The organism is Enterobacter sp. 22466 (assembly GCF_052044775.1).
In the GTDB taxonomy this organism is placed as follows: domain Bacteria; phylum Pseudomonadota; class Gammaproteobacteria; order Enterobacterales; family Enterobacteriaceae; genus Enterobacter; species Enterobacter dissolvens.
Map to the genome: position 1 here is coordinate 41698 of NZ_JBQENX010000004.1, position 25917 is coordinate 67614.

Below are 25917 nucleotides of genomic sequence, written 5' to 3' on the forward strand. Positions count from 1 at the left end.
CGGGGTACTTATGAAATTAGCACTTCTGGGTCGTCAGGCACTGATGGGCGTCATGGCCGTTGCGCTGGTCGCAGGCATGAGCGTGAAAACGTTCGCCGCAGAGAACCTGCTTAATAAAGTGAAAGAGCGCGGTACGCTGCTGGTCGGGCTGGAAGGAACCTATCCTCCGTTCAGCTTCCAGGGCGATGACGGTAAATTGACCGGTTTCGAAGTGGAATTTGCGGAAGAACTGGCGAAACACCTTGGCGTAAAAGCGTCCCTGAAACCGACCAAATGGGACGGTATGCTGGCGTCGCTGGACTCCAAACGTATTGATGTGGTGATTAACCAGGTGACCATTTCTGACGAGCGTAAGAAGAAGTATGACTTCTCCACGCCGTACACCGTGTCCGGTATCCAGGCGCTGGTGAAGAAAGGTAACGAAGGCTCAATCAAAACTGCCGCGGACCTGAAAGGTAAGAAAGTCGGTGTCGGTCTGGGCACCAACTACGAAGAGTGGCTGCGCCAGAACGTTCAGGGTGTGGATATCCGCACTTATGATGATGACCCGACAAAATACCAGGATCTCCGCGTTGGCCGTATCGATGCCATCCTGGTTGACCGTCTGGCGGCGCTGGATCTGGTGAAGAAAACCAACAACACCCTGGCAGTCGCCGGTGATGCGTTCTCTCGTCAGGAGTCCGGTATTGCTATCCGTAAAGGTAACGAAGACCTGGTCAAGGCGATCGACGCCGCGATTGCTGATATGCAAAAAGACGGCAGCCTGAAAGCCCTTTCTGAGAAGTGGTTTGGGGCAGACGTCACCAAATAAGTCTGTGACGTTAAAAAAAGGCGCTTTTAAAAGCGCCTTTTTTATTTCTTACGCGTCTGCGTGCATAATGAAAAATATCACATTTTGTCTGAGTTACCGGAGAACCCATGTCACTACAGAATTTAACGCGTTTTCCCCGCCTGGAATTTATCGGCGCGCCGACGCCGCTGGAGTATCTGCCGCGATTTTCTGACTATTTAGGGCGCGATATTTTTATTAAACGCGATGACGTGACGCCCATGGCAATGGGGGGCAATAAGCTGCGCAAACTGGAGTTTCTGGCGGCTGACGCACTGCGCGAAGGGGCTGATACCCTCATCACCGCAGGCGCGATTCAGTCCAACCACGTTCGTCAGACGGCGGCGGTGGCGGCAAAACTCGGGCTGCACTGTGTGGCATTGCTGGAAAACCCAATCGGTACGCGGGCAGAAAACTACCTGACCAACGGAAACCGTCTGCTGTTGGATCTGTTTAATGTCCAGGTTGAAATGGTCGACGCGTTAACCGACCCGACCGCACAACTCGATGAGCTGGCCACACGTCTGGAAGCACAGGGTTTCCGTCCCTATGTCATTCCAGTGGGCGGGTCGAATGCGCTGGGTGCGCTGGGGTATGTGGAAAGCGCGCTGGAAATTGCTCAGCATTGTGAGGGGGCGGTAAGCCTCTCCTCAGTGGTGGTTGCTTCCGGCAGTGCGGGGACGCACGCGGGGCTGGCCGTCGGTCTGGAGCAACTGCTGCCGGAGGTGGAGCTGATTGGTGTAACGGTATCGCGCAGCGTTGCAGATCAGAAACCCAAAGTGGTGAGCTTGCAGCAGGCGGTGGCCGGGCAGCTGGAGCTGAAGGCAAAGGCCGATATTCTGCTCTGGGACGACTATTTTGCGCCGGGTTACGGCACGCCGAACGAAGAGGGGATGGAAGCGGTTAAACTGCTGGCGCGCCTCGAGGGGATACTGCTTGATCCGGTCTATACGGGCAAAGCGATGGCCGGTCTTATTGATGGGATTGCGCAGAAACGCTTTAAGGATGAAGGGCCGATTTTATTTGTGCACACCGGCGGGGCGCCCGCGCTGTTTGCCTATCATCCTCATGTCTAAAAATCAGGTCGAAAAATAATAATGCAAGAAAGTATTCAACTGGTTATCGATTCGCTGCCGTTCCTGCTGAAAGGCGCGGTGTTTACATTACAGCTCAGTATTGGTGGCATGTTCTTCGGCCTGGTACTCGGGTTTGTGCTGGCCTTAATGCGTATGTCACCCGTCTGGCCGGTGCGCTGGCTGGCTCGTTTTTATATCTCGGTGTTTCGCGGTACGCCGCTTATCGCGCAGCTCTTTATGATCTACTACGGCTTACCGCAGTTCGGGATTGAGCTGGATCCGATCCCGGCTGCAATGATTGGCCTGTCGCTCAATACGGCAGCGTATACCTCGGAAACCCTGCGCGCGGCTATTTCGTCGATTGATAAAGGGCAGTGGGAAGCCGCGGCCAGTATCGGTATGACACCGTGGCAGACTTTGCGCCGGGCCATTCTGCCGCAGGCGGCACGGGTGGCGCTGCCGCCGCTCAGCAACAGCTTTATCAGCCTGGTGAAAGACACCTCGCTGGCGGCGACGATTCAGGTGCCGGAGCTGTTCCGTCAGGCGCAGCTTATCACCTCGCGCACGCTTGAAGTGTTTACCATGTACCTCGCGGCCTCGCTGATCTACTGGGTGATGGCGACGGTGCTGTCTGCCCTGCAAAACTACTTTGAAAACCAGCTTAACCGCCAGGAGCGTGATCCAAAATGAGTGCTATCGACGTTAAAAACCTGGTGAAGAAATTCCACGGGCAAACGGTGCTCCACGGAATCGATCTGGAGGTTGAAAAGGGTGAAGTGGTGGCGATTATCGGCCCGAGCGGCTCAGGAAAAACCACGCTGCTGCGCAGCATTAACCTGCTTGAACAGCCGGAGGGCGGCACCATCCGGGTCGGGGAGATCACCATTGATACCGGTAAATCCATCAGCCAGCAAAAAGGTCTGATCCGCCAGTTGCGCCAGCACGTAGGGTTTGTTTTCCAGAACTTCAATCTGTTCCCGCACCGGACGGTGCTGGAGAATATTATTGAAGGACCGGTGATCGTCAAAGGTGAACCGAAAGAGGAGGCCACGGCGCGCGCACGTGAGTTGCTTGCAAAGGTCGGGCTGGCCGGGAAAGAGACCAGCTATCCGCGTCGTTTGTCGGGTGGACAACAGCAGCGTGTGGCGATAGCCCGCGCGCTGGCGATGCGCCCGGATGTTATCCTCTTTGACGAGCCCACCTCGGCGCTCGATCCTGAACTGGTGGGCGAGGTACTGAACACCATTCGTCAGCTGGCACAGGAAAAACGCACCATGGTGATTGTGACCCATGAAATGAGCTTTGCCCGCGACGTGGCAGACCGGGCCATTTTTATGGATCAGGGGCGGATTGTGGAGCAGGGACCGGCAAAAAGTTTATTTGCCAACCCTCAGCAGCCGCGAACCCGTCAATTCCTTGAAAAATTCCTTATGCAGTAGCATTTTTGCGCGCATTTGCTCCAGATTTGTCCTCTGGAGCAAATTATCCTCTCGCGGCGTCGTCTCTCATGTTTTTTTATTCCGCTTAGTTCAGATAAACCTTATCAAAACTAAAGTTAATTGTGCTATTGCCGATATTTTGTGGTTAGAAATAAGTTTTATGTGTTAGGTTATATTCACCTTAATAATGAATATCATTTCAGAGGCTTCATTTAGTAAGTATGAAGGATTCAGACTTTTTTACCTGGCGACGGGAATGCTTCCTCCGGTTTCAGGCGCTGTCCTGTGTCAGTGAGGTATATCAGGAACTACAGCGACAAACTCAGGCGCTCGAATTTGATTATTACGCACTCTGTGTGCGCCATCCTGTGCCATTTACGCGGCCAAAGATATCTGTTCACGCTACGTATCCACAACGGTGGATGGCGCATTATCAGTCAGAGAATTATTTCGCCATTGATCCGGTACTGAAACCGGAGAATTTCATTCAGGGCCATTTACCCTGGACGGATGAATTATTCGCGGATGCCCAGGCATTATGGAATGGCGCACGTGACCACGGCTTGCGTAAGGGAATAACCCAGTGTCTGATGCTGCCAAATCACGCGCTCGGTTTCCTCTCCGTTTCTCGTACTAGCATACTGGAGGGGGGAATAGGGAGCGAAGAAATAGAGTTGCGGTTGCAAATGCTGCTGCAAATGGCGTTAACCACCCTGTTGCGTTTCGAAGATGAGATGGTGATGCCACCTGAAATGAAATTCAGCAAACGTGAGCGTGAAATTCTGAAATGGACCGCGGAAGGGAAGACGTCGGCGGAAATAGCGATCATTCTCTCTATCTCGGAGAATACCGTTAACTTCCATCAAAAGAATATGCAGAAGAAATTCAATGCGCCAAACAAGACGCAGATTGCATGTTATGCGGCGGCGACAGGGTTAATCTGAGCGGATAGAACGTTCTGCGTGCCAGACGAGATAACGGCTGAATGCAATGCATCCAGCCGTTTGTTTTACTGGCGGTAAGCTTGTTTGATTTGCTTAACGGTATTGGCAAATACGGCTGACTCAGCCTGGTCTTCCATCTGCGCGATTTGCTTTTCCATTTTAATGATCACACGTCCGGCGTCAGCCTGGCCCATTGCCTGTAACATCAGCGTCAGCAGCGCTTTCAGACAGTTGACTTCCTGGGCCAGTTCCTGGTTATTCTCCGCAGTTGCAAATTCAGGTGTGCTCATTTATTTTCCTCGTTATAAAACAGCGCTCGCGCGCGATGATGCAAGTCAAGGCGGCGGAGTATACCACAAGCTGATCCAAAAAATGCAGCGGTTGTTTTTCATACTTTTACGCAGGTTGTTTATTTGCATAAACACCGCCTGCCAGTAAACTGCTCATCGGTCGAACATTATTAATTGTTTATGGACGGTTCGCTTGTCGTTAATTATTGTTACAAAAATTTGAGAACTGTTTTTTTACCCGTGAGGGGTGTCCGCTTTTTGTAACTTTTTGAATACAGATGCTTAAAAAAAGCCGTACAAGCGCTTGCTGAGCGGGCTTTCTTTCCAGCTGCTGTACAGGCTAATTTCCAAAAACGAGAGCGAAATCGAATAGCCGGTTTTTTAACGTTTTAATCTTGTGAGGAAAAACGGTAATATAAACCTCATTATCACTCAGTAGCGTTATCCCTATTCTGGAGACATTCCCTTTGATCAACGTCCTTCTTGTTGATGACCACGAACTGGTGCGCGCAGGGATACGACGCATTCTTGAAGATATAAAAGGTATTAAAGTTGCCGGTGAAGCCTGCTGCGGCGAAGATGCGGTAAAATGGTGCCGCACCAATTCAGCCGATGTGGTGTTGATGGATATGAACATGCCCGGTATCGGTGGACTTGAAGCAACACGCAAAATCGCGCGTACCTTTGTTGACACTAAAGTCATCATGCTGACCGTGCATACCGAAAACCCGCTTCCTGCGAAGGTGATGCAGGCGGGCGCGGCGGGTTACCTCAGTAAAGGTGCCGCGCCGCAGGAAGTGGTGAACGCGATTCGCTCCGTCTTTGCCGGCCAGCGTTATATTGCTTCCGACATTGCGCAACAAATGGCGCTGAGCCAGATTGAGCCGGAGAAAACCGAATCTCCGTTTGCCAGTTTGTCTGAGCGTGAATTGCAGATTATGCTGATGATCACCAAAGGCCAGAAGGTGAATGAGATTTCGGAGCAACTGAATCTCAGCCCGAAAACGGTGAACAGCTATCGTTATCGGATGTTCAGTAAACTGAACATCCACGGTGATGTTGAACTGACTCATCTTGCCATCCGTCATGGTCTGTGTAATGCGGAGACGTTATTAAGTCAGTGAGTGATGTATTTGATTCAAAAGCATTTCTGAAAACCGTGACCAGCCAGCCTGGCGTTTATCGCATGTATGACGCTGGCGGTACGGTTATCTACGTGGGGAAGGCGAAAGATCTCAAGAAACGCCTCTCCAGCTATTTTCGCAGCAACCTTGCCTCCCGTAAGACTGAAGCGCTGGTCGCGCTCATCCAGAATATTGATGTCACCGTCACCCATACGGAGACTGAAGCACTCCTGCTCGAGCACAACTATATTAAGCTCTATCAGCCGCGCTATAACGTGCTGTTGCGGGATGATAAATCCTACCCGTTTATTTTTCTGAGCGGCGATACCCATCCCCGGCTCGCGATGCACCGTGGTGCGAAACATGCGAAGGGTGAATACTTCGGGCCGTTTCCTAACGGCTATGCCGTGCGTGAGACGCTGGCGCTGCTGCAAAAAATCTTTCCTGTTCGTCAGTGCGAAAACAGTGTCTACCGTAACCGCTCGCGCCCGTGCCTGCAGTACCAGATTGGCCGCTGCCTGGGGCCCTGCGTCGCCGGGCTGGTGAGTGAAGAGGAGTATGCGCAGCAGGTTGAGTACGTGCGCCTGTTTTTAGCCGGTAAAGACGATCAGGTGCTGACCCAGCTGATTGCCCGTATGGAGAAGGCCAGCGCCGCACTGGAATTTGAAGAGGCTGCGCGGATACGCGACCAGATCCAGGCGGTGCGCCGGGTGACGGAGAAACAGTTTGTTTCGAACACCGGTGACGATCTCGACGTGATTGGTGTTGCCTTTGATGCCGGTCTGGCCTGCGTGCATGTGCTGTTTATCCGTCAGGGAAAAGTGCTCGGCAGCCGCAGCTATTTCCCGAAAGTGCCTGGCGGTACGGAGCTGGGTGAAGTGGTTGAAACCTTTGTCGGCCAGTTTTATCTGCAGGGGAGCCAGATGCGCACGCTGCCCTCGGAGATCCTGCTTGATTTTAATCTTGCCGATAAAACCCTGCTGGCGGATTCCTTATCCGAACTGGCGGGACGCCGGGTGAATGTCCAGACCAAACCGCGCGGCGACCGTGCGCGTTATCTGAAGCTGGCGCGCACCAATGCCGCGACAGCGCTGAGCACAAAACTATCCCAGCAGTCGACGGTCAGCCAGCGTTTAACGGCGCTGGCGACGCTCCTGAAGTTGCCGGAAGTGAAACGCATGGAGTGTTTCGACATCAGCCATACCATGGGGGAGCAGACCGTTGCCTCCTGCGTGGTGTTTGATGCGAACGGTCCGCTGCGTGCAGAGTATCGTCGCTACAATATCACCGGCATCACCCCGGGGGATGACTATGCGGCAATGAATCAGGTGCTGCGCCGTCGCTATGGTAAAGCCATTGAAGAGAGCAAGATCCCGGATGTGATCCTGATCGACGGTGGGAAAGGGCAGCTTGGCCAGGCGAAGGCGGTCTTTGAATCCCTTGATGTCAGCTGGGATAAAAACCATCCCTTACTGTTAGGGGTGGCAAAAGGGGCCGATCGTAAAGCCGGGCTGGAGACGCTGTTCTTCGAGCCGGAAGGTGAGGGCTTTAGCCTGCCGCCGGATTCCCCGGCACTGCATGTTATTCAACATATTCGCGATGAGTCACACGATCACGCCATCAGCGGCCACCGTAAAAAACGGGCGAAGGTGAAAAATACCAGTACCCTGGAGACCATTGAAGGCGTTGGGCCAAAACGTCGCCAGATGCTGCTGAAGTATATGGGCGGATTGCAAGGACTACTCAACGCCAGCATGGAAGAAATTGCAAAAGTGCCGGGTATTTCGCAAGGGCTGGCAGAAAAGATCTACTACTCGTTGAAACATTGAGGGCTCTGTAGCAACATAGAGCTAAATTTTACTGACAACAAATAGTTACCGTCATTATGCAATATAACATCCCTACGTTGCTCACTCTCTTTCGCGTCGTGCTTATCCCGTTCTTTGTACTCGCGTTTTATTTGCCGGTTGTCTGGGCACCGTTCGCCTGTGCGCTGATTTTCCTGGTTGCCGCGGTCACCGACTGGTTTGATGGCTATCTGGCGCGCCGCTGGAACCAAAGCACCCGTTTTGGTGCTTTCCTCGATCCGGTGGCCGATAAAGTGATGGTGGCTATTGCCATGGTGCTGGTGGCTGAACATTACCACACCTGGTGGGTGACTCTGCCAGCCGCCACCATGATCGGACGTGAGATCATCATCTCTGCACTGCGTGAATGGATGGCTGAGCTGGGTAAACGCAGCAGCGTGGCGGTATCCTGGATCGGGAAAGTGAAAACCACCGCGCAGATGGCGGCGCTGGTCTGGATGCTGTGGCGTCCGAACGCCTGGGTAGAGTGGGCGGGAATCGGCCTGCTGTGGGTTGCCGCGGTGCTGACACTGTGGTCAATGCTGCAGTATTTGAACGCGGCACGCGGAGATTTGCTTGAACAGTGATCGTTTCGCCGTAATTTTCAGCAAACGATCCGGGGATGTAAAAAATAACGTTGACTCATCACGTCATATCAGTAGAATGCAACGCATCGAACGGCGGCACAGTTAGCCGGACGATAATGAAATCAAGTGGTTAGCAGTTAACTTGATGACATGCGGGAATAGCTCAGTTGGTAGAGCACGACCTTGCCAAGGTCGGGGTCGCGAGTTCGAGTCTCGTTTCCCGCTCCAGATTAAAGACATGCGCAATCGCGGGTGTCAGTTTAAAAAGTTTTACGGCGCGTTAGCAAAGCGGTTATGTAGCGGATTGCAAATCCGTCTAGTCCGGTTCGACTCCGGAACGCGCCTCCACTTTCTTCCCTGGCCGGATGGTGGAATCGGTAGACACAAGGGATTTAAAATCCCTCGGCGTTCGCGCTGTGTGGGTTCAAGTCCCACTCCGGCTACCATGGGAAAACTAGAATAAAATCAATGATAAGCAGTGTCGTATAAACCACCGAAAGGTGGTTTTTTATTGCCTGTTTTTTGCCATTCGCCATTCTTTCGCCATTCGACTTCACCACAGAAAGAGGGCATTACTGCCCCCCAACCACCGGCACTACAGATATTTTGCGGTTATATCTTGCAGTCTGCGAAGCATTTTTGTGGCCTGATATTTCCTGTTTTTCATGCAGCGTTCCTTCCAGATCAGATATCCCTTTAGCTTTCAGATCATGGAACGTGAAGTTAAATTCGAGCTCAGGAAATTTTTCAGCAGCAACCTTTTTTGCCTTCATCCATTGAGCATTGAATGCATCACGCGTATAGCGAGATCCAGATTACTGGTGAATTACATAAAGGCTAACGGCCCGGGCAGCTTTGCGGGTAAATTGCTGCGTCAGGCGCTTAAAGGAACCGGCTGCGGCGTACGGGAAGAATTCAGCGTTACCAACAAGCAGAAGCGTATCCTTGATGCATTTGAAGCGCAGTTGTCGTCACGGTTCCTGTGGGCGCATACCGACGTGCTAGACGGCCCTGTCTACGATCAGATGCGGGACTTTAACCCGGCGCTGACCAACCAGCCAGATGACTTTATCGACTCAGGCGCTGGCGCTATCAGCCAGACCCCGGTGCGTATCGGGAAAGTGGTCGGGATTCCGACCGGACATGCGCGCGAAGATTGGCAGTTAAGTGACGGAGATCATCTGGTCGACGTCGATCACTAACCTGCCTGAGGTTTCGCATCATGTCGGTACCCAACCAGACGCCCTATATTATTTATAATGCCAACGGTCTGACGACCGTTTTCCCGTTTGAGTTCTATATCATCAACGCCGGTGATATTCAGATCCGTATCAACGGTACCGTAGTTACCAGCGGATATTCTGTTACAGGCGTCGGGAACATCGGAGGGGGTGATGTTACGTTCCTTACGCCACCAGCAAGCGGGTCTGTGGTAATGCTGGAGCGTGTTGTACCAACATACAGGCTTACTGATTATCAGGACAACGGCGATCTGCTGGCCGACACGGTAAACAAAGATTTTGACCGCCTGTGGATGGCAGTTCAGCGCTCCTTTATTTATCTGGGACTGGCACTTCGTCGCCCTCTGTTAGGTGGCCCCTTCAACGCCGAAGGATATCGTATTGCTAACCTCGGCGATCCGGTTGATGCGCAGGACGCAGCAACAAAGAACTATGTTGATAATGTCAGTCTGGTACGCGCGCTACGGGTTCCTGAAAGTTTTGTTTCTGCTCTCCCTCCGGTAGATCAGCGTGCAAACAAATTACTGGCGTTCAATGCCTCAGGACAGTCCATTACCGTATTGCCTGCTTCGGGTTCTGCTTCTGATGTCATGATCGAATTAGCCAAACCCACTGGTGCGTGCCGCATAGGTGTGCAGCCTCAGGGTAATTTGTCTGATGTAATCAACTGGGTAACGCCGGAACAGTTTGGCGCTGTTGGCGATGGCGTTACTGACGACACAGCGGCAATTCAGGCGGCTATTGATTATATGGCGGGAATTGGTGGGGGGGATGTTCATCTGGCTGCAAAACAATACCGGGCTGATAACCTGGTAGGAAAAGACTTTGTCAGACTAAAAGGACAGGGTTCAATAAACTCCCGGATCAAAGCGCGGGATGGCTGGAGCGGGCTTGATGTTCTTTATACTTACGATTTTGTAGCGTTCCGGGACGGCGGCGATTATGGTGGCGGGGTGAAAGGATGCTGGGGGTTCGTCATCGAAGGCGTTGGATTCGACGGAAACTTTGATAATTTTAGCGGGACGGCTTCGATCGATTCCGGCAATGGTGTTTTGATTGCTGGCTGGGGTAACTACGTAAACGATATTGATATAGAGTTAGTCCCCGGTGTAGGTTTCGTAAAAATGGGAGCGGCTGGTGATCCTGATGATTTCCCCGAAGATAAGGGAGACTGGGCTGTTTATGAAAACAGTACAATTTGCGTAAAAAGATGCGGCAATGATGGCATTGTTTTGGCAGATCATGATGCTGTTTATAGAAATATTCTTTCAGGCTTCCCTGGGTATGGTTACAGCGACTCAAACCCACAGCCAAACTCATTTTATGATAGTGGGAGATATCCTTGTGGACTGTATTTAAAGCAGGGGGCAGATTTATCACAAAAACATATTTATGGAAGTTATGTTTGCTATGGACTTGTGACCGGTGACTCTGATTATTCAAAATATCCATCAAGGATACATTACGATCGCATGGTTATAGAGTCCATGATGATCGGCGCGTGGTTCAGACCGACCAGCTTTGTTATGGGGGGAGAAATTGACTTCCACGACATTAGTCAGCATAAAACTATTGCGTTGCACACTGCGTATGGAACATATCCTCCCGCTGTAATTATTGAAAGCGGTGCCAGCATAGAGGGCACTCAAGGTGCAATCCCAAGTGATTATGGATTTATTAAAGTTTTCAACTACGTTAAAAGTACCGCAAATCCGCTCATTAACTTTAATGGTACTCATATTGCGCTTTCTGGGGCGAACAATGCTGTAAGGTTGAAATTACATCGTTCGCGGTTCCTTGAACCAGCGCTAGGCGGAATCGGTATTATATGTGCGGACTCAAATAATTCAATAACGTCAGGATCTGAAATAATTGGTTTTCTGGGAACAGCATCTGACGGGAGCACAAGCTGTGCAATACAAGCACAACCTGGTAGCATAACATCAATTCAATGCTCCGTCAGAAGGTGCACGCTCGCGCTGAGATGGAGTAGCAACGCCAGCCAACCATTAATGCACGGTAAAATCTTTTATTCTGACAATGTTGCGAGTGTTGAGGCTCTATACAGCACTAATGCCACACCTCACCAGAAAGGCTTATTGGAAATATCATCACCGTTTGGCAGCAATAGACAAGTGTGTTTGAGTGCAGCAGGAAGCGTTAGCACTACAGTATCTACAATGCAGACAGTGACAATAAGTGGGTTGAACTTACCATACATCCCTACTGTTGCAGAAGTGTCCGTTTCTCTTGTCAATACTAACCCTGCGGGCCAAACTGCATATGCAGGGCTTCAGTATGCATATTACGTCCCGAACTCTTCTACCACCACCACCCTTTCTTTTAGAGTAGTTGTTGATGTCAACACTGGGGCAAGTACAACCGCTGCCATAAGAGCGAAATTAAATTAATGATATTTGCCCAAGGATGGGCTATAGATACAGAAATATCTTACAATTATTTAGGTGAAAAATTGAACAGAAATGTATCGATTGATGTGTCAAGAGCGCTTGCTGTGATGCTCGTCACATTATTTCATGTCTCGCGGGGACCCTCTCTTCCTACGTACCCCGTAGGGGATTTTGATATATTTGGTTTTTTAGCAAATGGATGGGTTGGCGTTGGGATATTTTTTATTATATCTGGCTATTGTATGGGGATGTCTACAGAGCGTGATTTCAAAGATGGCCTCAGTATACCTAATTATATAAAGTATTCGTTAAAGAGACTAATGAGAATAGCACCTCCTTATTATATATCAATTGCTGTTTGGGTATTGATAATCAATGTGTATAAGATAGCGCCTAAGTCAACCGAAATAAGAGATATTGTCACTCATCTTACTTTTACTCACAATCTTTTTCAGGACACGTTCTTCGGTATTTCTGGAGTGTTTTGGTCTATTGGGGTTGAAATGCAGTTCTATCTAATCCTTCCATTTATCATCGCATTATGTAGGGGGCTGTTTTCATCTTTATTAGTGTTGCTGGTCTGTCTGGGTATGTCTATTGCAACCTATGGAAGTGATTTGAGCATTGTATATAAATGGGGGCTTATTAAATATTTGATTCTTTTTGTATACGGATGGGTTCTGTATTCGCACAGAGAATTTATATTAAAAGTGATAAATCTCACAAAAATAATTTACATTGCAGTGCCTGCGTTTATTCTTTTGATAAACTATAAAGTAGATGGCGGCAACAATGAAAAAATGTATGAAATGCTTATCGCGTTTACTTATGGAATAATTATGTTAAAAATTGGGGGTGTGATTACGGATGATAGTAAGTCTAAATTACTTTCTGTTATTCTTTTAATTGGTCAGTCTTCATTTTCTATATATTTATATAATTACATTTACAATTTTGTAATGCCACGTACTCACTCACCGTTTTCTATTGCATTCATGTTTGCAGGTGTGATTGGTTTTGGCATTATCATGTATCTTCTTGTTGAAGTAAATACGGAGAAAATGAGATCATGGCTGTTCAAAAAGAAGAATGGTTTGGAAAGCAACCGTATTATTATAGATTCAACCCAAGCTTTATAGATAAATAGCAAAATAGATACTTTAACCAGCCCGCCCACTTCGGTGGGCTTTTTACTTTGGTCGGGATTCCGACCGCTCTTTGACCTTACTCTCAGCCCACCATACGATCTTCCCCACGGGGGGGAGGCATGAGGATGAACCCACAAAACAACTGGCTTTCTTTGCTCGGCAACGCCATCACTACTGTTGCAGCAGTTATCGGAATATCCACGCTGGAACTTGCGTACCTGACACTGGCCGTGCTTGGTTTTCTTATTTCGTTTTTAAGCTGGCTTGACCGACGTATTTCCATAAAAGCTGAACGCCAGGCGAGCGCCGAGCGGCTGAACCTGGACAAACAGCGTAACCGCGCCATCGTTGATTACCTGAATAAGTCTGATAACCACGATATGACGCAGGCCGATGAGGTGGTTGCGAAAGTACAACGCGTTATGGAAGAAACGGAGATCCAGCCGTGAATAACAGGACGAAATTAAGTGCTGCTGTTCTTGGTCTGGTACTCGCCGGTGCGCCAGCGTCGGTTATTCTCGACCAGTTTCTCGTTGAAAAAGAAGGTAATAGCCTGATAGCGTACCGCGATGGCGGCGGTATCTGGACGATTTGCCGTGGTGCCACAACAGTGGACGGTAAACCGGTGGTGCAGGGCATGAAGCTGACGCAGACGAAATGCGACCAGGTAAACTCTATTGAACGTGATAAGGCTCTGGCGTGGGTTGACCGGAATATCAAGGTGCCACTGACTGAACCGCAGAAAGCGGGTATTGCTTCATTTTGCCCTTACAACATCGGGCCGGGTAAGTGCTTCCCTTCCACGTTCTACAAGCGGATCAATGCCGGTGACCGCCACGGGGCATGCGAGGCGATCCGCTGGTGGGTAAGAGACGGTGGCCGCGACTGCCGCCTGACTAAAGGCCAGAAGAATGGCTGCTATGGTCAGGTTGTGCGCCGGGATCAGGAAAGCGCGCTTACTTGCTGGGGGATAGACCAGTGACAGTTAAAGCGAAGCTGTTAGCGCTGGCCGTTTTGCTGGCGCTGTTTGCTGGTGCATATTACGCCGGTTACCTGAAAGGCTGGTATGCGCACAGCGACAAGGTAAACAACGAACATACAGCAAAGAACAAAAAGGTTGAGAAAACCGTCGCCGCCGGGGAGCTGAAAGCGGCAGCGGCCAGCGCAGAAGGAAAAGTGATTTACCGGACCATTTATCGCGACGTGGTGAAATATGTTAACGACCCGAATCATACTAAGTGCGATTTTGACGATCACGCTGTGTAGCTGCGGCAGCGAGCAATCGATGCGGCCAACAATATCCCAGGATTTGATGAACCCACCGTGCAAGGCAAGTGACGCCGGACGGGACGGTGAAGAAGACCTACAGGCGGATACTCAGACGACGGAGTGCGTGCGGGAGCTGCGGACAAACATCTATCGTTGGCAGGCGTGGTACATTGCCACGGAATAGCGAATATCTATTCACTAACCATTCCGAAGATTGATTGCGGATAGGTTGTAAGTACATGTATTTAAAGTGTTGTAGTTTTGCTCTATGTTCGGAAAAAATCTACAACGTATTGATATTATGAGTTTTAACAACCAATTTAAAATCCCTCGGCGTTCGCGCTGTGTGGGTTCAAGTCCCACTCCGGCTACCATGGGAAACAAAGAATAATCAAAGCAATAAGCAGTGTCGTGAAACCGCCCCTTAAGGCGGTTTTTTTATTTCTTTCACAATGCGCTAATCAGTGCCTCTTTGTTCGCATGATGGCGATCAGCCATATACATGCAGTAGTTACTGCAATCGCTATCAAATAGAGAATTAATGTGTAGTAATCCAGAAAATCCTCTTCGATAACAAACCCATACTTTTCTACATACCAGTCATATAGCTCCAAATCAGGCGTGAAGTAACAGAATATACAGTAAAGAATGCTTAAGAAGCTCAATTCGGCAAGCCAGATAAGCACTGAGTGAACGGGTTTCATCAGTAGACCTGTATAGTGCCAAACGCACGTAGTTGAGGGGTGATCATCGTTGATGGGGTTCTGACAAGCGCTCTCCAAAGCACCATATAATCATTGAGAGAGACAAGCGTTATACACCCATCACTATTGCCACTGCTTCCTGCCGGGTGTAGACGAAATGATCCTCGCTCAACTTTATTTATAAAAGTAGTGTCATCAATCCGTTCATCTTCACGCAAGAGTGCAAACCATAAGTCACGGTCCGATCCGCTTCGAATTGACTTCATCCAATTGCTGGTACGGTTTTTCAGATTACCCCGAGATCTTACAACAATGTAATAATTACCCGGAGGAAGAGGCCCCCTTTTGGCGATTGCTACAGAATCTGGGTTGTTTCTGTGCTTCCCTTTATTGCCTGAATAGGCGGCGAAAAAACCCACACCAGGACAACTTAGTGACGATAGCTGCCCATTATTCATATGAAAATAACAACGGATCATCTGTCTGCCCAAGAATCAGTAAAAAGAATATTGCCGTCGCAGTGCTTCCAGGTTATGCGTTCATAACGCAAAGATATGCTTTCAAGATGGTTGTGCTTTTCAGTAGTAGGATCTTTCACATCGTGCATGACGGGGCATACAGACACTACCTTTACCCCTTCAAGATACATATTGAAGTATTCAACTTCCTGCCCAGCGTCGTTAATCCTGTACCACTTAAATTCCGCTGATTGTAACGTTTGCCCATGCGCCACAGCTTTATAAAGATATGGGCTTGATGAATCGAATTCTTTTTCAAAATTTAATGCGGAGTGAACTCGTGTACCTGTAATTTTGCCGGTTGCGCTATCAGTAGGAAGATGTAAACCATGCCCAAAACCAAGAGCTTCAATACTACCTTCACGGTATTGAACATCGACAGACCCTTTGATGTTTGCTCCACCGTCATCTTTAAGCCAAAGGTATGCAGGTATAGCCATTCTGATGCTCCTTTTCAGTGAGTTTGACCTGATTGTCAAAGACTAATAAATCAACAAATTCAGACCTTCTCAAGGCATTGCGTGCTATAAGATTTATGAATAACTCATTGTTATTTATATAAAATAATTTAAAAAGGTTCTCTTGTATTAAATCACACCCCGCCCAAATACGCCTTCCTCACCTCCTGATTTCCCAGCAATTCCTCACCGCTGCCGCTCAGGCGGATCTGCCCGTTAACCATCACGTAGCCGCGGTCAGAAAGCTTCAGCGCGTGGTGCGCATTCTGCTCCACCAGAAAAATGGTCATCCCGTTGCGGGCCAGTTCGCGCAGCGTCTGGAAGATCTGTTTCACCACAATCGGGGCCAGGCCGAGGCTGGGTTCATCCAGTAACAGGAGTTTAGGGCGGCTCATCAGCGCCCGGGCGATAGCCAGCATCTGCTGTTCCCCGCCGGACATGGTCATCGCGCGCTGTTTACGCCGCTCTTTGAGGCGAGGGAAGAGGTCAAACATGGTGTGCATATCTTCTGTCGCAAATTGGCTGCCAATGGGGATGGTCCCCATCAGCAGGTTCTCTTCCACGGTCATATCGGGAAAAATGCGTCGTCCTTCCGGCGCCTGGGCAATGCCTTCGGAGGCGACATAGTGGGTCGATTTATGACTGATGTCCTCTCCGCAAAACACGATCTGCCCGCTGCGAATACGCGGCTGGCCGAAGATAGACATCAGTAATGTCGATTTACCCGCGCCGTTAGCACCAATCAGCGCCACGGTTTCCCCTTTGTTTACTTCAAGAGTTACCTGTTTCAGCGCCTGGATCACGCCGTAGAATACGTCCACCTCGCGGAAGGCCAGCATCGGAGTGCTCATAGATTGACCTCGCTTTCATCGGTGCCCAGATATGCGGCAATCACTTTTTCATCATGCTGGATCTGCTCGGGTTTCCCTCTGGCGATGACGTCTCCATGGTCGAGCACAATAATGTCGTCCGAAATCTCCATCACCATCCCCATATCGTGTTCAATCAACAGTACCGTGATGCCGTGGTGGTCGCGCAGAAAGCGGATAATGTTGCTCAGCTTGTGCGTTTCAACCGGGTTGAGCCCGGCGGCGGGTTCATCCAGACAGATCATTTCTGGTCCGGTGCACATGGCTCGCGCGATTTCCAGACGCCGCTGCTGGCCGTAGGATATCTCGCCCGCCAGGCGATTGGCACAATCCACAAGATCCACCACCTCAAGCCAGTAGAAGGCCCTGTCCAGGGCGTCGTTCTCTGCCCGTCGGTAAGCAGGAGTATTGAGAATTCCGGCGAGCAAATTACGGTTAACGCGCATATGCTGTGCGACCAGCAGGTTTTCAACGACCGACATCTCACGGAACAGGCGGATGTTCTGGAAAGTACGTGCCAGCCCGGCGCGGTTAACCAGATGCGTCCCGCCAAACATCTTATAGAAAAGGCGCTGCCCCAACTGTGCTGGATTTATCCAGTCACCCGGCTGGAATTTTTGCCCGAGCACCTGAATGACGTTGGTCGTTTTGTTGCGTGCAGTAAACTGGATGCTCCCGCCGGACGCTTTATAGAAGCCGGTGAGGCAGTTAAAGACGGTGGTTTTGCCAGCGCCGTTTGGGCCGATAAGGGCGGTAATCGAGCCGCGTTGCACGTCGAGATTGACATCATTAAGCGCCCTGATCCCGCCAAAATGCATCATCAGGTGTTCAACGCTTAAAATCGTTCCGTTCATGGCGCCACGCCCTTACGCACGGCAAAGCCGCTGCGGTTAATGCGGATCAACCCGCGCGGACGCCAGATCATCATCACCACCATCAGCATGCCAAACAGCAGGACGCGATATTCAGCAAAGCTGCGCAACAGTTCGGGTGTCACGGTGAGCACAAAGGCTGCCAGCACGACTCCGAGCGTGGAGCCCATGCCGCCCAGCACCACGATGGCGAGGATCAGCGCAGATTCAAAAAAGGTGAACGAGGTTGGATTCACAAACCCCTGATAGGTGGCAAAGAACACGCCCGCAATCCCGGCCGTTGACGCGCCCAGCGTAAAGGCCGAAAGTTTAACCAGCACATGGTTGAGGCCCATGGAGCGGCAGGCGATTTCATCTTCCCGCAGGGCTTCCCATGCCCGGCCAATCGGCATTCGCGTCAGGCGATGCTTGATATAAAGCACCAGCAGCACCACCAGAAACAGCACCGCGTAAATAAAGATAAACTTCATATTCGGGTTGTACGTCAGATGGAAAAACTCATGAAATGGCACGCCACCTTCTTTGGCGCGGCGACCAAACTCCAGACCGAAAAACGTGGGCGGCGGGGCTGACACGCCATTAGGCCCGCCGGTAAAGGTTAGCCAGTTGTTCAGCACCAGACGGATAATTTCCCCGAACCCGAGCGTCACAATCGCCAGGTAGTCGCCATGCATGCGCAGCACCGGGAAGCCGAGCAGGGCACCGGCGGCAGCGGCCATGATTGCCGCCAGCGGCAGCATGCTCCAGAATCCGAGTCCCAGATATTGATACCCCAACGCCAGTCCGTAAGCGCCGATGGCGTAGAAGGCGACATACCCCAGATCCAGCAGTCCGGCCAGACCCACGACAATATTCAGCCCGAGGCCGAGCAGGACGTAAATCAGCCCGAGGATAGCAACCGTCAACAGGTATTTGGTGGCGACAAAGGGGAAGCAGATCGCAAGGGCGATCGCCAGAGGAATAACCCAGCGCAGGCGGCTTTTGTATTCCGGCGGGCGAACATATACCCCCGCGCTGTCGGCCTCGAACCGCGCCTGAAAACGGGCCCCCGCAGCGGTACTTAAAAAAGCGCTCAGCAGAAAACGCCCAACCATCACTGTGCCGACCATCCAGGCCAGCCGCTGTCCGGCAAAGTTAAAGCTATACCCGTCCAGCACCACGCCTGCAATCGGGCCAAAAATAATCAATGCGATCAGCCCGGAAAACATCGCGTCCAGCAGGCAGCGCTTGAGGGAGAAACCGTGTGATGTCATCGCGTACTCCTTCACACTTTGGCCACAACAGGGCGGCCGAGCAGCCCCTGAGGACGAAAAATCAGGATCATGACCAGCAGCCCAAACGAGAACACATCTTTGTAGTCCGAGTTCACCATGCCGGAGAACTGGGCTTCCGCCACCCCCAGAATCAGCCCGCCGAGCATCGCGCCGGGCAAAGAGCCGATCCCCCCGAGCACCGCGGCCGTGAAGGCCTTGATACCAATGACAAACCCGACGTAGAAATCAAAAGTGCCGTAATTCATGGTAATGAGCACACCCGCCAGACCGGCCATTGCCGCGCCGATGACAAATACCAGTGAAATAATCCTGTCGGTATTTATCCCCAGAATGGAGGCCATTTTTCGATCCTGTTGTACCGCACGACACATTCGTCCCAGCCGGGTATGGCTGATTATCCAGGTGAGTAACAGCATCCCGGCAAAAGAGGCGAGCAGAATGAATACTTTGGTGTAGGTGATCTGCACGAACCCCTCTCCCACATGCAGACGAATCACGCCATCCAGCATGGTGGGAACCCCTTGCTGACGCGGCCCCTGGCTCAGTTGCGCGTAGTTTTGCAGGATAAGTGACATGCCGATGGCGGAGATCAGCGGCGCCAGACGGGTGGAGTTGCGTAGCGGTTTATAGGCAATGCGTTCGATGGTCCAGCCATACACCCCGGTGACCACCATGGTGAATACCAGCGTGCCGAGGATCAGCAGTGGGAATGACTGCAGGCCGAAGAAGGAGAGCAGCGCCAGGCCAATCGCGCAGAGATAGGCAGAGATCATATACACTTCGCCGTGGGCGAAGTTAATCATCCCGATGATGCCGTACACCATCGTATACCCGATGGCGATCAGTCCGTAGACGGAGCCCAGCGTTAAGCCATTAATTAACTGTTGCAGGAAGAATGTACTCATCTTAGCGCGCTCTTTATAACGGCCGCGCAACCCGCGCAGCCAGATGTGTTGTTTGCGTCGGCAGGCGGCCCTGCCGACGTTGAGCGTGACTCCGTCCCGTTACGGCACTTCCTTATACTTACCTTTGTCGTCCCACTGATACACCACGTAGTCAGAGACTTTCAGATCGCCTTTGCTGTCCCAGGCTTTTTTACCCATCACCGTATCGACCGAATTCGCCTTCAGCCATTCGCTGGCTTTGGCTGAATCCTTGCCACCCGTGGCCTTGAATGCCGCGGCGATAGCCTGCACGGAGGCATAGGAGTAAAGGGTGTAACCTTCCGGTTCGAATTTACCCGCACGGAATTTCTCAATGACCGCCTTACCGTCCGGGATCAGGCGCGGATCTTTACCGAAGGTCATATAAATGCCGTTGGTATATTGAGGGCCACCCGCCGCGGTCACCATCTCTTCATTGACAATACAGTCGCCGGAGAAGAATTTTGCCTGCACCCCCTGTTCGCGCATCTGACGAACCAGCGGACCGGCTTCAGGGTGGCAGCCCCCGAAGAACACCACGTCCGGTTTTTGCGCCCCAATTTTGGTGACCAGGGCGTTAAAGTCTTTTTCCCCGCGGGATAACCCTTCGTACATCACATCCTGCACGCCGCGTTTTGCCAGTGCGGCTTTGGTGGCGTCCGCCAGGCCCTGGCCGTAGGTGTCTTTATCATGAATGATCACTACCCGTTTGGCTTTCAGCTTGTCGATAATGAAATCGCTGGCGACCTGGCCCTGCTGGTCATCGCGGCCGCACATGCGGAACATATCGCTCATGCCGCGTTCGGTAATCAGCGGGTTGGTGGAGCCTGGTGTGATGGCGATGATCCCCGCGTCGCTGTATACCTCGGAGGCGGGCATGGTGGACGAGGAGCAGAAATGGCCGACTACCGCGTTGACTTTATCCTGGTCGACTAAACGGTTGGCGACGGCAACGGCCTGCTTGGGCTCGCAGGCATCATCTCCCTGTACCAGCTTAATTTTTTCACCGTTGATCCCGCCAGCGGCGTTAATGTCCTCTGCAGCTTGTGTTGCGCCGTGCCAGTACTGATCGCCGTAGGTGGCATTGGGGCCTGTGAATGGCCCGGCCACGCCAATGACAATATCTGCCCGGGCGGAAAATGCCGTCACCAGACAACCGGCCAACACAAGAGAAAGAGGAGTTCTGATTAATTTCAGCGACATTATTGTGTTCCTTAGCAAAGAGGTTTTTGCACCACGGTGTAAACCCGAACGCCCGACGGCGCAGCCAATCAAAAACACCAGCGAGAAAAAAATGATTCAACGAACAAGATACAGTCAGCATCCTGCTTAATACGGCGAGGTTTCCATGCGCAGTGTCGCGTGCAGAACATTAAGCAAAATCGTTGCCAGAATGGTTAACCCATTGACGGCGTTGCGACAGGTTGAGTATAGAGCGCCGTTTTACGCAGCCTTGCGGGACACGCTGAAATTACAGCGGAGATCACATCTCATTAACAATAAAGCCCATAAGTTGTGCAAGGGTCACGATTTGCACGTTTTTGCAGCAATAATTCGCGTAACTTCCGCCGGGAAAGGCGTACGATATGTGTTAGGATCCTTTCCTTTTTGATCAGGAGTGTCAGCAATGACTGAAGGCCCATTAAATGAAAGCGAAATGGAGTGGCTGGAAGAGACGTTAATGTCTTACGGTCATGACGATGCGTCCGTGATTGACGTGTCCGAACTGGACGGCATGCTTACGGCAGTGCTTTCCGGCCCCGTGGTTGTCGAGCCAGACACCTGGCTGGTGGCGGTATGGGGCGGTGAGAAATATATCCCGCGCTGGAAAAACGATCGTGAAATGAACCGTTTTATCGATCTCTGCTTTAAGCATATGAACGACATTGCTGAGCGCCTGAGCGAATTCCCGGAACAGTTTGAGCCAATGTTTGGTTATAACGACGTGGACGGCCAGAGCTACACCGTTGTGGAAGAGTGGTGCTATGGCTATATGCGCGGCGTGTCGCTGACCGACTGGTCTGCACTGCCTGAAGAGCTGAAAGCGGATCTGGATGCCATTGCGCTTCACGGCTCAGAAGAGAACAGCGAGAAACTGGATGCCCTGAGCGAAGAGGAGTACATCGCCAGCATCGAGCGTATTCAGCCAGCGGCGCTGCGTTTGTACGACTACTGGTCAGCTAACCCTCAGCAGCCGGAAGCGCAGAAACCGATTGTGAACGGCACAAAGGTCGGGCGTAACGATCCGTGTCCGTGCGGCAGCGGGAAGAAGTTTAAGAGCTGTTGCCTGCACTGATAAAAAAAGGGGCTGTTGATAGCCCCCTTTTTTTTACCCCACTTCCGGCAGCATTCCCGCCGCAATTAAGAATTGCACCAGAATAATGACCACCCCGCAGGCAAACACAATGCACAGCAGCGGTTTTCCGCCCGCCACCCGGTACCCTTGCCGGGGATGCTGTTGACGGCTTTTCCACGCCAGCAGAGAAGGGAGCAACAGGGCAAGGACGGATAGCGCCACCCCCGCATACCCCAGCGCCATGACAAACCCGCGCGGATAGAACAGGGCAAAGGCCAGCGGAGGCAGAAAGGTGATCGCCCCCGTCTGTAAGCGACCGGAGACGGAATTGCGACGCTGGAACAGATCCGCCAGATAATCAAACAGACCGAGCGCCACGCCCAGGAATGACGTGGCCAGCGCCAGATCGGCAAACAGGTGTACCGCCAGTTCCACGTGTGGCGACGTGACCACTTCACGCAGCGCCAGCAGAAAACCGTTCAGACCGGCGTGTTCCGCCATCAAGCCAATAAAAGTGGAAGAATCGATACTGCCCAGCGTTACCAGTTGCCAGAAAATGTAGGCGATCAGCGGGATGGCGCTACCGATGACAAACACGCGGCGAAGCTTGCGAATATCGCCGTTCATATAGCTGACAATGCTTGGCACACTGCCATGGAAGCCAAATGAGGTAAAAATGACCGGGATCGCGGAAAGCGCCAGCCCTTTTTCCAGCGGCAGCGTCAGCAGGTTGACTTTGTGAACATGCGGTGCCAGCAGAACCAGCATTACGATCAGAAAGAGAATTTTGGCGCTGAACAAGAAACGGTTAAACAGATCGACCAGCGAGGTGCCCACACAGACCACGCCGCCGCCGATGAGCGTAAAGAAGATGGCCCCCGTCGCCGGGGTGATACCCGAACCGAACCCGTCGTTCACGCTGGAGGCGATCAATTCCCCGGCACCGCTAATATAGGCGGCAGTGAGGGCGTACATCAGGAACATCATGCTAAAGCCGGTAATCCACTGGCCGTAACGGCCCAGATAGCGTGCCGCAAGCGAACCCAGCCCGGTATCGGCAGGCACGTGTTGATACACCTCAAGCAGTAACAGCGCGGTGTAACACATTAATGCCCAGAGTGTGCCCAGCAGCAACAAGGTCATACCAAATCCGACGCCCGCGGCGGCCAGCGGCATCGCCAGCATTCCTGCGCCAATCGTCGTTCCGGCGACGATAAAAATACTTCCCAGGGTTCTGTTTTTCACGCTTTCCTCTACAACGCTTCACGATCGCGACAAAATCTGCGGCGCAGAGTAAGGGAAAAGCCGTATTTCGTCAAATCACCGTTACAAGCTGTGTAATATAAAGTTTACATTTTTGGCCGGGCATAAGCTGCCCGGTAAGTCACTGATCCTTCTGATACGAGGGCCTACTTCATAAGGACAATAGGATTGCGCGAAAATCAGGCGTAATTTAAACAGAAATTGCAAAAAATAAAATAAAGTGAGGTTCTGATGGCGGGAGAGAATCCATTCACGGCGGCCTGGAGCCGGGGCGGTAATTTGTTATGCCACGGCCACTGGATCATCAGCTGGCAGAATACGGCGCTGGTACTGCCGGAATCCCGACGCGAGAAAGATATGGGAACCTGGGCTATTTATTCGATAATCGATCCAGAGGATGAGACCTTCGCACAGGGGTTAAAAGAAGATGAGTGGATTATCGAAAACGTGGACTGGCTGACGGATGTTTTCTTTGATGCGGGTATTCCCCTTGAGACGGCCAACTATCGATACTTTTTCCAGGCCATAAATCCGCATGACTGGCGCTGTACGAGCTGTGCTGGCTGCATGTAAAAAAATAGGGCGCTGAAAGTCAGCGCCCTATCGATATTAATTCTGGGTATCCAGCGTTGAGAGTTCTTTATCAATAAAGTAAAGACCTTCACCGGTTTTACCGACCAGCGACAATTTATCCAGCACAGATTTAAACAGCTTCTCTTCTTCGTGTTGTTCAGCGACATACCACTGCAGGAAATTAAAGGTTGGATAATCCTGGCTGGTCATTGCCGCATGCACCAGTTCGTTAATTTTCTGGGTGATCAGCTGCTCGTGCTCGTAAGTGGCACGGAACAGTTCATCAAGCGAGCCATACTCCGCAAACGGCGATGCCACGTTATCAATGCGCGGCAGGCTGCCGGTATCTGTCAGATAATCAAAGAGACGCTGCATGTGGGTCATCTCTTCCTGCGCGTGACGACGCAGGAACGCGGCGGCACCTTCAAAGCTGTGATAGCTGCACCAGGCGCTCATCTGCTGGTAGAGCAGGGATGAAAAAAGCTCAAGGTTCATCTGAGCATTGAGCTTGTCGATCATTTCAGTTTTCAGCATGGTGACGCTCCGGTTTATTATTTCTGGTTCACAATGAGCGACACTATAATTTGTTATTTAATTATATGCAAAAAGTAAAATAAATATCTGCTTATTTAAAAATACGAATGGGAATAAAACGCATTGGCAATTTTTTATATTTATAAATGAGAATTATTTTATTTACTGGCTGCCAGCCAGGACTGGCAGCGCAGATTAATACCACGGGTTATTAGAGGCCGGTTTAACAGCATAACCCATGCATTTGTACTGGATAGTGACGCTCTCGTTCAGACACAGTGAGCCGCTAATCAGGGTGCAGGTTTTAATGGGCTGACCATAGGCAGACGCGGTGGCATATCCCATGCCCTGACACGCTTTAGTTGCGGTGCCGTTATTAACATATTCATCAGACCAGGCGTTTTGCAGCGCGGCCTGACCATAGTCGAGGCGGACTATCCCGTTCGGCGCATCCAGGCTACTCACCTGTGCCTGGCGGTTGATGCTACATCCCGCGAGCAGCAGGATCGTACCGACAACGTAGACTCTTTTCATGGTTCGCTCTAAGTAGATGGAAATACGTTATCGTACCTGTCGCTGTCCGGTGCAATGGCTGGAATAGCCAGATAATCTACCCTTTCTCTTTGCAACGGGCGGGTTAAGCCATTGTCAGGATGAAAATTGTGAGTCCCACTTCATTTTTTTAAAACAATATTTCATTTAATTTGAAAGTGCGTTTGTCAGATAGTAGGGTGATGATGACAACGTATCCATAGCGGGCACTCCCGTAACGCATTCAGGAGAGAGACAATGAAAATCGCACTGATGATGGAAAACAGCCAGGCTGCTAAAAACCCATTGATACTGAAAGAGTTAAAAACGGTCGCCGACGAAAAAGGGTTCCCGGTGTTTAACGTTGGGATGAGCGACGAGAACGACCATCATCTGACCTATATCCATCTGGGCATTATGGCGAGCATTTTGCTGAACGCGAAGGCCGTTGATTTTGTTGTGACGGGATGTGGAACGGGCCAGGGGGCGCTGATGTCGCTGAACATCCACCCGGGCGTGATCTGCGGCTACTGCATCGATCCTGCGGATGCGTTTCTCTTCGCTCAGATCAACAACGGTAACGCGCTTTCACTGCCGTTTGCCAAAGGCTTTGGCTGGGGCGCTGAGCTGAACGTACGCTTTATTTTCGAAAAAGCGTTCACCGGGCGCAAGGGAGAAGGTTACCCGCCAGAGCGTAAGGAGCCTCAGGTCCGTAACGCGGGGATCCTGAATCAGGTCAAAGCGGCTGTGGTGAAAGAGAACTATCTGGACACGTTACGGGCTATCGATCCTGAGCTGGTGAAAACTGCCGTATCCGGCCAGCGCTTCCAGCAGTGCTTCTTTGAAAATTGTCAGGACAAAGAGATCGAGGCTTTTGTGCGCGAGATTGTCGGCTAA

The 25917-nt window shown here is 51.2% G+C and carries 27 protein-coding genes, 3 tRNA genes and 3 pseudogenes; 20 read left to right on the top strand and 13 right to left on the bottom strand.

What is annotated here, in order from left to right:
• Window positions 1-10 precede the first annotated feature (10 nt).
• From tcyJ to sdiA, 5 genes are all read left to right on the top strand, one after another.
• Window positions 11-811: a cystine ABC transporter substrate-binding protein gene (gene tcyJ / locus ACTJJI_RS12345; protein WP_014832457.1), complete on the top strand. Its 801-nt coding sequence runs from the start codon at window positions 11-13 to the stop codon at window positions 809-811.
• 107 nt (window positions 812-918) lie between these two features.
• Window positions 919-1905, top strand: a complete 987-nt coding sequence (dcyD, locus tag ACTJJI_RS12350; protein ID WP_440654265.1) for a D-cysteine desulfhydrase — start codon at window positions 919-921, stop codon at window positions 1903-1905.
• 21 nt (window positions 1906-1926) lie between these two features.
• Entirely contained in the window at window positions 1927-2595 is a 669-nt protein-coding gene (tcyL, locus tag ACTJJI_RS12355) for a cystine ABC transporter permease (RefSeq protein ID WP_013096022.1), read from the top strand.
• Window positions 2592-3344 carry an L-cystine ABC transporter ATP-binding protein TcyN gene (tcyN, locus tag ACTJJI_RS12360; RefSeq protein ID WP_047360947.1) on the top strand — a complete coding sequence of 251 codons (753 nt, stop codon included), beginning with the start codon at window positions 2592-2594 and terminating at the stop codon, window positions 3342-3344. The genes tcyL and tcyN overlap by 4 nt, the downstream gene beginning before the upstream one ends.
• A gap of 221 nt (window positions 3345-3565) precedes the next feature.
• Window positions 3566-4288: a transcriptional regulator SdiA gene (sdiA, locus tag ACTJJI_RS12365; RefSeq protein WP_014832454.1), complete on the top strand. Its 723-nt coding sequence runs from the start codon at window positions 3566-3568 to the stop codon at window positions 4286-4288.
• Window positions 4289-4353: 65 nt separating this feature from the next.
• On the opposite strand, the gene ACTJJI_RS12370 is transcribed toward sdiA, so the two are convergent.
• Together ACTJJI_RS12370 and ACTJJI_RS12375 are read right to left on the bottom strand one after the other, a co-directional pair.
• The gene (locus ACTJJI_RS12370; RefSeq protein WP_014832453.1) at window positions 4354-4578 is read right to left on the bottom strand and encodes a DUF2594 family protein; all 225 of its coding nucleotides are present in this window, start codon (window positions 4576-4578) and stop codon (window positions 4354-4356) included.
• A complete protein-coding gene (locus ACTJJI_RS12375; protein WP_418250438.1) occupies window positions 4565-4645 on the bottom strand; it encodes a hypothetical protein in 81 nt (26 codons plus the stop codon). The genes ACTJJI_RS12370 and ACTJJI_RS12375 overlap by 14 nt, the downstream gene beginning before the upstream one ends.
• Window positions 4646-5045: 400 nt before the next feature.
• Here ACTJJI_RS12375 and uvrY point away from each other — a divergent pair, with 400 nt between their 5' ends.
• The 6 genes from uvrY to ACTJJI_RS12405 all read left to right on the top strand — a co-directional run bounded on the left by uvrY (window position 5046) and on the right by ACTJJI_RS12405 (window position 8582).
• Window positions 5046-5702, top strand: a complete 657-nt coding sequence (gene uvrY, locus ACTJJI_RS12380; protein WP_013096026.1) for a UvrY/SirA/GacA family response regulator transcription factor — start codon at window positions 5046-5048, stop codon at window positions 5700-5702.
• The gene (gene uvrC / locus ACTJJI_RS12385; RefSeq protein ID WP_013096027.1) at window positions 5699-7531 is read left to right on the top strand and encodes an excinuclease ABC subunit UvrC; all 1833 of its coding nucleotides are present in this window, start codon (window positions 5699-5701) and stop codon (window positions 7529-7531) included. The genes uvrY and uvrC overlap by 4 nt, the downstream gene beginning before the upstream one ends.
• Before the next feature lie 56 nt (window positions 7532-7587).
• Window positions 7588-8136 (top strand): CDP-diacylglycerol--glycerol-3-phosphate 3-phosphatidyltransferase, encoded by a 549-nt coding sequence (gene pgsA, locus ACTJJI_RS12390; RefSeq protein WP_046888002.1) that lies wholly within the window; start codon window positions 7588-7590, stop codon window positions 8134-8136.
• A 152-nt stretch (window positions 8137-8288) separates the two neighbouring features.
• Window positions 8289-8364: transfer RNA gene (locus ACTJJI_RS12395), tRNA-Gly, on the top strand.
• A 46-nt stretch (window positions 8365-8410) separates the two neighbouring features.
• Window positions 8411-8484 (top strand) — tRNA-Cys (locus ACTJJI_RS12400).
• 11 nt (window positions 8485-8495) lie between these two features.
• Window positions 8496-8582 (top strand) — tRNA-Leu (locus tag ACTJJI_RS12405).
• Between the two features lie 126 nt (window positions 8583-8708).
• Here the strand turns inward: ACTJJI_RS12405 and ACTJJI_RS12410 are convergent.
• Window positions 8709-8975, bottom strand: a pseudogene (locus ACTJJI_RS12410) (integrase); the annotation flags it as partial.
• Here ACTJJI_RS12410 and ACTJJI_RS12415 point away from each other — a divergent pair.
• From ACTJJI_RS12415 to ACTJJI_RS12440, 6 genes and pseudogenes are all read left to right on the top strand, one after another.
• Window positions 8967-9338: pseudogene (locus tag ACTJJI_RS12415) on the top strand (phage terminase large subunit); the annotation flags it as partial. The pseudogenes ACTJJI_RS12410 and ACTJJI_RS12415 overlap by 9 nt on opposite strands.
• 20 nt (window positions 9339-9358) lie before the next feature.
• Window positions 9359-11788: a phage tail fiber domain-containing protein gene (locus ACTJJI_RS12420; protein ID WP_440654269.1), complete on the top strand. Its 2430-nt coding sequence runs from the start codon at window positions 9359-9361 to the stop codon at window positions 11786-11788.
• Entirely contained in the window at window positions 11788-12927 is a 1140-nt protein-coding gene (locus ACTJJI_RS12425) for an acyltransferase family protein (RefSeq protein WP_440654271.1), read from the top strand. Before ACTJJI_RS12420 ends, ACTJJI_RS12425 begins: the two co-directional genes overlap by 1 nt.
• A 134-nt stretch (window positions 12928-13061) precedes the next feature.
• Window positions 13062-13385, top strand: a complete 324-nt coding sequence (locus ACTJJI_RS12430; RefSeq protein ID WP_440654273.1) for a hypothetical protein — start codon at window positions 13062-13064, stop codon at window positions 13383-13385.
• Entirely contained in the window at window positions 13382-13918 is a 537-nt protein-coding gene (locus ACTJJI_RS12435; RefSeq protein ID WP_440654275.1) for a lysozyme, read from the top strand. Before ACTJJI_RS12430 ends, ACTJJI_RS12435 begins: the two co-directional genes overlap by 4 nt.
• Window positions 13915-14274 (top strand): annotated as a pseudogene (locus tag ACTJJI_RS12440) (hypothetical protein). The gene ACTJJI_RS12435 and the pseudogene ACTJJI_RS12440 overlap by 4 nt, the downstream one beginning before the upstream one ends.
• Before the next feature lie 634 nt (window positions 14275-14908).
• Here the strand turns inward: ACTJJI_RS12440 and ACTJJI_RS12445 are convergent.
• The 7 genes from ACTJJI_RS12445 to ACTJJI_RS12475 all read right to left on the bottom strand — a co-directional run bounded on the left by ACTJJI_RS12445 (window position 14909) and on the right by ACTJJI_RS12475 (window position 21026).
• Window positions 14909-15388 (bottom strand): DUF2778 domain-containing protein, encoded by a 480-nt coding sequence (locus tag ACTJJI_RS12445; protein WP_232943379.1) that lies wholly within the window; start codon window positions 15386-15388, stop codon window positions 14909-14911.
• The gene (locus ACTJJI_RS12450; protein WP_440654277.1) at window positions 15385-15867 is read right to left on the bottom strand and encodes an Hcp family type VI secretion system effector; all 483 of its coding nucleotides are present in this window, start codon (window positions 15865-15867) and stop codon (window positions 15385-15387) included. Before ACTJJI_RS12450 ends, ACTJJI_RS12445 begins: the two co-directional genes overlap by 4 nt.
• 152 nt (window positions 15868-16019) lie before the next feature.
• Window positions 16020-16736, bottom strand: coding sequence for an ABC transporter ATP-binding protein (locus ACTJJI_RS12455; RefSeq protein ID WP_050860098.1), 717 nt, complete (start codon window positions 16734-16736; stop codon window positions 16020-16022).
• Window positions 16733-17608: an ATP-binding cassette domain-containing protein gene (locus ACTJJI_RS12460; protein WP_440654280.1), complete on the bottom strand. Its 876-nt coding sequence runs from the start codon at window positions 17606-17608 to the stop codon at window positions 16733-16735. Before ACTJJI_RS12460 ends, ACTJJI_RS12455 begins: the two co-directional genes overlap by 4 nt.
• Window positions 17605-18879 (bottom strand): high-affinity branched-chain amino acid ABC transporter permease LivM, encoded by a 1275-nt coding sequence (gene livM, locus ACTJJI_RS12465; RefSeq protein ID WP_014832446.1) that lies wholly within the window; start codon window positions 18877-18879, stop codon window positions 17605-17607. Before livM ends, ACTJJI_RS12460 begins: the two co-directional genes overlap by 4 nt.
• 11 nt (window positions 18880-18890) lie before the next feature.
• On the bottom strand, window positions 18891-19805 hold the full coding sequence (locus ACTJJI_RS12470) for an ABC transporter permease subunit (RefSeq protein WP_219279210.1): 915 nt from the start codon (window positions 19803-19805) through the stop codon (window positions 18891-18893).
• 99 nt (window positions 19806-19904) lie between these two features.
• A complete protein-coding gene (locus tag ACTJJI_RS12475) occupies window positions 19905-21026 on the bottom strand; it encodes a branched-chain amino acid ABC transporter substrate-binding protein (RefSeq protein WP_014832444.1) in 1122 nt (373 codons plus the stop codon).
• A 424-nt stretch (window positions 21027-21450) separates the two neighbouring features.
• Between ACTJJI_RS12475 and ACTJJI_RS12480 the strand changes: the two genes are divergently transcribed.
• Window positions 21451-22119: a YecA/YgfB family protein gene (locus tag ACTJJI_RS12480; RefSeq protein WP_050860116.1), complete on the top strand. Its 669-nt coding sequence runs from the start codon at window positions 21451-21453 to the stop codon at window positions 22117-22119.
• Between the two features lie 33 nt (window positions 22120-22152).
• Here the strand turns inward: ACTJJI_RS12480 and tyrP are convergent, their stop codons facing one another.
• Window positions 22153-23364, bottom strand: coding sequence for a tyrosine transporter TyrP (gene tyrP / locus ACTJJI_RS12485; protein WP_014832442.1), 1212 nt, complete (start codon window positions 23362-23364; stop codon window positions 22153-22155).
• Between the two features lie 249 nt (window positions 23365-23613).
• Here tyrP and ACTJJI_RS12490 point away from each other — a divergent pair, with 249 nt between their 5' ends.
• Window positions 23614-23955 (top strand): hypothetical protein, encoded by a 342-nt coding sequence (locus tag ACTJJI_RS12490; protein ID WP_014832441.1) that lies wholly within the window; start codon window positions 23614-23616, stop codon window positions 23953-23955.
• Window positions 23956-23991: 36 nt separating this feature from the next.
• Here ACTJJI_RS12490 and ftnA read toward each other — a convergent pair whose 3' ends face one another.
• Window positions 23992-24489 carry a non-heme ferritin gene (ftnA, locus tag ACTJJI_RS12495; protein WP_014832440.1) on the bottom strand — a complete coding sequence of 166 codons (498 nt, stop codon included), beginning with the start codon at window positions 24487-24489 and terminating at the stop codon, window positions 23992-23994.
• Window positions 24490-24684: 195 nt separating this feature from the next.
• Complete coding sequence (gene yecR / locus ACTJJI_RS12500; RefSeq protein ID WP_014832439.1) at window positions 24685-25023, bottom strand: YecR family lipoprotein; 339 nt, start codon at window positions 25021-25023, stop codon at window positions 24685-24687.
• Between the two features lie 255 nt (window positions 25024-25278).
• Here yecR and ACTJJI_RS12505 point away from each other — a divergent pair, with 255 nt between their 5' ends.
• Complete coding sequence (locus tag ACTJJI_RS12505) at window positions 25279-25917, top strand: RpiB/LacA/LacB family sugar-phosphate isomerase (protein ID WP_014832438.1); 639 nt, start codon at window positions 25279-25281, stop codon at window positions 25915-25917.